Annotated in this window: 4 protein-coding genes; all 4 read left to right on the forward strand. The window is 49.7% G+C overall.

The genetic code is table 11. The features are described from left to right. Nucleotides 1–526, forward strand: a 526-nt coding sequence (locus ABYW01_RS17300; RefSeq protein WP_372835141.1) for a hypothetical protein, incomplete at its 5' end; no start/stop codon positions are given. Beyond that, nucleotides 523–1071 carry a hypothetical protein gene (locus ABYW01_RS17305; protein WP_372835144.1) on the forward strand — a complete coding sequence of 183 codons (549 nt, stop codon included), beginning with the start codon at nucleotides 523–525 and terminating at the stop codon, nucleotides 1069–1071. The genes ABYW01_RS17300 and ABYW01_RS17305, both read left to right, overlap by 4 nt. Beyond that, nucleotides 1071–1586: a hypothetical protein gene (locus ABYW01_RS17310; RefSeq protein ID WP_372835146.1), complete on the forward strand. Its 516-nt coding sequence runs from the start codon at nucleotides 1071–1073 to the stop codon at nucleotides 1584–1586. Before ABYW01_RS17305 ends, ABYW01_RS17310 begins: the two co-directional genes overlap by 1 nt. A gap of 17 nt (nucleotides 1587–1603) precedes the next feature. Then, a partial coding sequence (locus ABYW01_RS17315; protein ID WP_372835150.1) for a secretin N-terminal domain-containing protein occupies nucleotides 1604–3319 on the forward strand: 1716 nt, incomplete at its 3' end.

Here is a 3319-nt window from a genome sequence, read left to right on the forward strand (position 1 = left end):
CACACAACTACCAAACAGCTTCACTCTCCCTCATCTCTCTGAATTAAAGCGATGGGGGGTATACACTGTGGCAGCAATAACCGTATGGCTTGGCATGGGTAGCGCATTATTGATTCACGAACTCAACCAACTGGAAAAAGTACAGGCGCAGCTTGCTGATCCCTTAAGAGATATCATTGCAGATAATCAGCAAGAACAAGACCTTCAGCTGCAGCTGAAGCAATTGGCACCGCTGTTCACCAATGCCCCACAACCGAGTCAACTCTGGCCCCAGTTAAGTGAACTTCCTTTGAAAGGCACTCAGCTTAGCCGCTTTATGCTAACTGGTGACCAACTGGTACTCGCAGGCACAACCGAGAGTGCCTCAGCACTGCTCGCAAGAATTTCACTATTGAGCTGGGTAGGCGGAGCCGAGTTCACCACACCAGTATCTCGTCAGAAAGATTTGGAGCGGTTTCGCCTGAAGATCTCCATCCAACACTCCCAACAATCAGATACTAAAGAGGCAGGGGAGCCTGAAGTATGAGCCCCAATCGTAAGGCATTGTTACTGGGTGTTCTGGGGACACTACTCATTGCCCGATTCATTATTGTACCTATTGTGAATTGGCAAGAGGAACAACGCTCAGCCAATGAGGCACTGTCAAAGCGAAATATGCGCGCAGAACAGCAGCTAGCAGACTCTGCTCGACCAGCACGTATCACAGAGCTTCAGAAGCAGTTGGATATACTCACTCAACGAGTACCTCAAGTCGCGAATGATTTGGAGTTTCAAATCTCTGTGAATCAAGTACTGGACAGCACAATGCAGGCGCACTCACTGGACGAACGCTCCCGTGCGTGGAATTTTTATGATCAATATCCACGTTTGGCAGAAATCCGCATCAGCCTCGTTGGTCACTTTTATGATGTAGTACATTGGTCACACGCACTTGAGGCTTCTCCTCATTTTATCCAAGTAGCGGAAGTGGATCTGCGTAGAAATAAAAGCAGCTCAGACAACAAAATCCAAGCCAGCTTTATCTTAAGGCGCTACTTTACGCTTCCTGAACATCAGGGGGAGGGTTTTTAATGCCGAAAATTTCCCGTGCTCTGCTCGTCCTAGCAATATTATCATTGATTACTTTAGATCTCTGGTTTCGCCTTCATACACCCGCCATGCAGCTGGGTTCTGCACCTCAGCAATACCTTCTTACTCATGAAACAGCGAGCTTGAAAAATCAAACTCCTCTTCCGCCAGCATTTGACCTTTTCTTCACAGATGTTCGCAGCCAGCTACTGGACAATCAGAACAACGAATTGGAGAACGAGGAAAAAGGGGAGACCCTGTACGAGTCTTATCATCTGCTTGCCATACGCACCAACTCCGATGAATCATTGCGTGCGATCATCGAACTGAGTAAAAAAACACCACCGGACGCCATTATCATGACCGTTGGGGAAGGGGAAACGCTCGGGCAGGCTCGGATACTGGCTATCGAAAGTCGATCGATATTGCTAGAATCTCCTTCCCGTGGACAGTTCCAACTCCATCTGTTTGAACCTGTCGATACATCCGACCAAACCAACACCACCTCTGAACACTGACCCGAGGCTAAATAGCTGTGCGCTATACACCGATCAAAATCAGCTCCGTTTTCCTGGCGGCACTCTTAATACTGAGCGGATGTGCCAGCACGTCTAATACACTGCAGCTACCAGCATCCGGCCTTTCCGTTCAGGAGCAGCCACAGGTCTCTGGTAACGTCACTGACGCGGTTGTGCAGCCCACTACAGATCCGTCGGCAACACTATCGCCGCAGTACACACGCCTCAATACGCTGAAAACAGCCAACCCGACCTTTACGTCCTCAGAGGATGAAATCGCACTTGGTTTCTCCGATACCGAACAGGTAAGCCTGAGCGCTGACCAACTGCCGCTGGAAGAGTTCTTACATCAGGTTTTGGATCAGCTGTTAGCAGTTAGTTATACGGTCGCTCCAAAGCTGGAAAAGCGCTTTAAAGAACCGGTCGTGCTCAATCTCCAACACAGCATCAGTAAGCGCGAACTATTCAGGCTCACTCAACGTCTGCTGACTGAAAAGCAGATTGAGATGCTGGGCCAGGATAATATCTTCTTTATTAAGCCGATGGATAAAAACTCTGGCAAGCGCAGCCTAACAATCGGGATTGGTAATCGCAGCGTGGATGTGCCCGAAGTCGACGGCCCCGTCATGCAGATTGTACCGGTACGCTTTGGCACCCCTCGTGGTTTTCAAGCCCTACTCAAGCAGTTGTTCAAAGTGCAAGTGACTGCCCAGGAAGAGAAACAGTTTCTGTTCGTTCAGGGTGAGACTAACAACGTCCGCCGTGCACTCGAGCTACTGGTTTTGCTAGACGCCCCAGCAAGCCGCTCCCGCGAAATTGCCTTGATTGATCTGATCTACCTGCAACCCGACGCCTTTATCACAAGCCTCAGCGAACTACTGGATGCCGAGGGAATCAATATGGGCCGTGGAAAAAACAAAGGCCCCGTCGCTGTTATCCCACTAACTCAACGTCAGGCAGTTGTGGCGTTTGCATCTGAACGCAGCCTATTGCAGCGTGTCTATCACTGGGCACGCCAGTTGGACGTTCCTGGTAAGACCACTGAGCAACGCTACTTTCTCTATAAACCTCAAAACGCCCGAGCGCTGGATATGGGGGATAGCCTGAAGCAACTTCTGACTCTCGATCGCAGTCAGGCGTCACGTAGCTACGCAAATACTAACGATGCGTCCGAGGAAAAGTCCAGCAGTTCAAAAGGCTCCGCTGGCAACCAGAGCGCTGGTGTAACCCGCACACAAGATCTGACACTGGTCGTTGACGAACGCCAGAACCAGCTAATGTTTTACGCTACACCAGCAGCCTATGAAAAAATTCGTCCACTACTGAAACGCCTCGACACTGCACCCCGGCAGGTCGCACTGGAGGTAATGATTGCGGAAGTGACGTTGACTGGAAAGTTGCAATTTGGATTGGAGTGGTTCTTACAAAAGAACAACTACTCTATCGGCACAAAAGGGGCGCTAGGCCTTGGTAAGAATACACTAAACATTACCGCCATCGATCCAGATCTAGGTTTGGACGTGATTGCTAATCTGTCTCAGACCGAAAATTTAGTTAAGGTACTCTCGCGACCACGTATTCTGGTTACTGACGGTAGCTCAGCTACCGTTAACGTTGGTACTGATATACCAGTACTTACCTCCACTGCCAGCAACCTTGAAGGTGGGCAAAGTGCCGCTACTATTGTCCAAACCATACAATACCGTAACACTGGTGTAGTACTCGACGTCACC

The sequence above is a fragment of the Pontibacterium sp. genome (assembly GCF_041587635.1).
GTDB lineage: Bacteria > Pseudomonadota > Gammaproteobacteria > Pseudomonadales > Balneatricaceae > Pontibacterium.

Coding starts and splice junctions, on each gene's coding strand:
- ABYW01_RS17305 (WP_372835144.1), top strand. CDS start 523: ATGAGCCCCAATCGTAAGGCATTGTTACTGGGTGTTCTGGGGACACTA.
- ABYW01_RS17310 (WP_372835146.1), top strand. CDS start 1,071: ATGCCGAAAATTTCCCGTGCTCTGCTCGTCCTAGCAATATTATCATTG.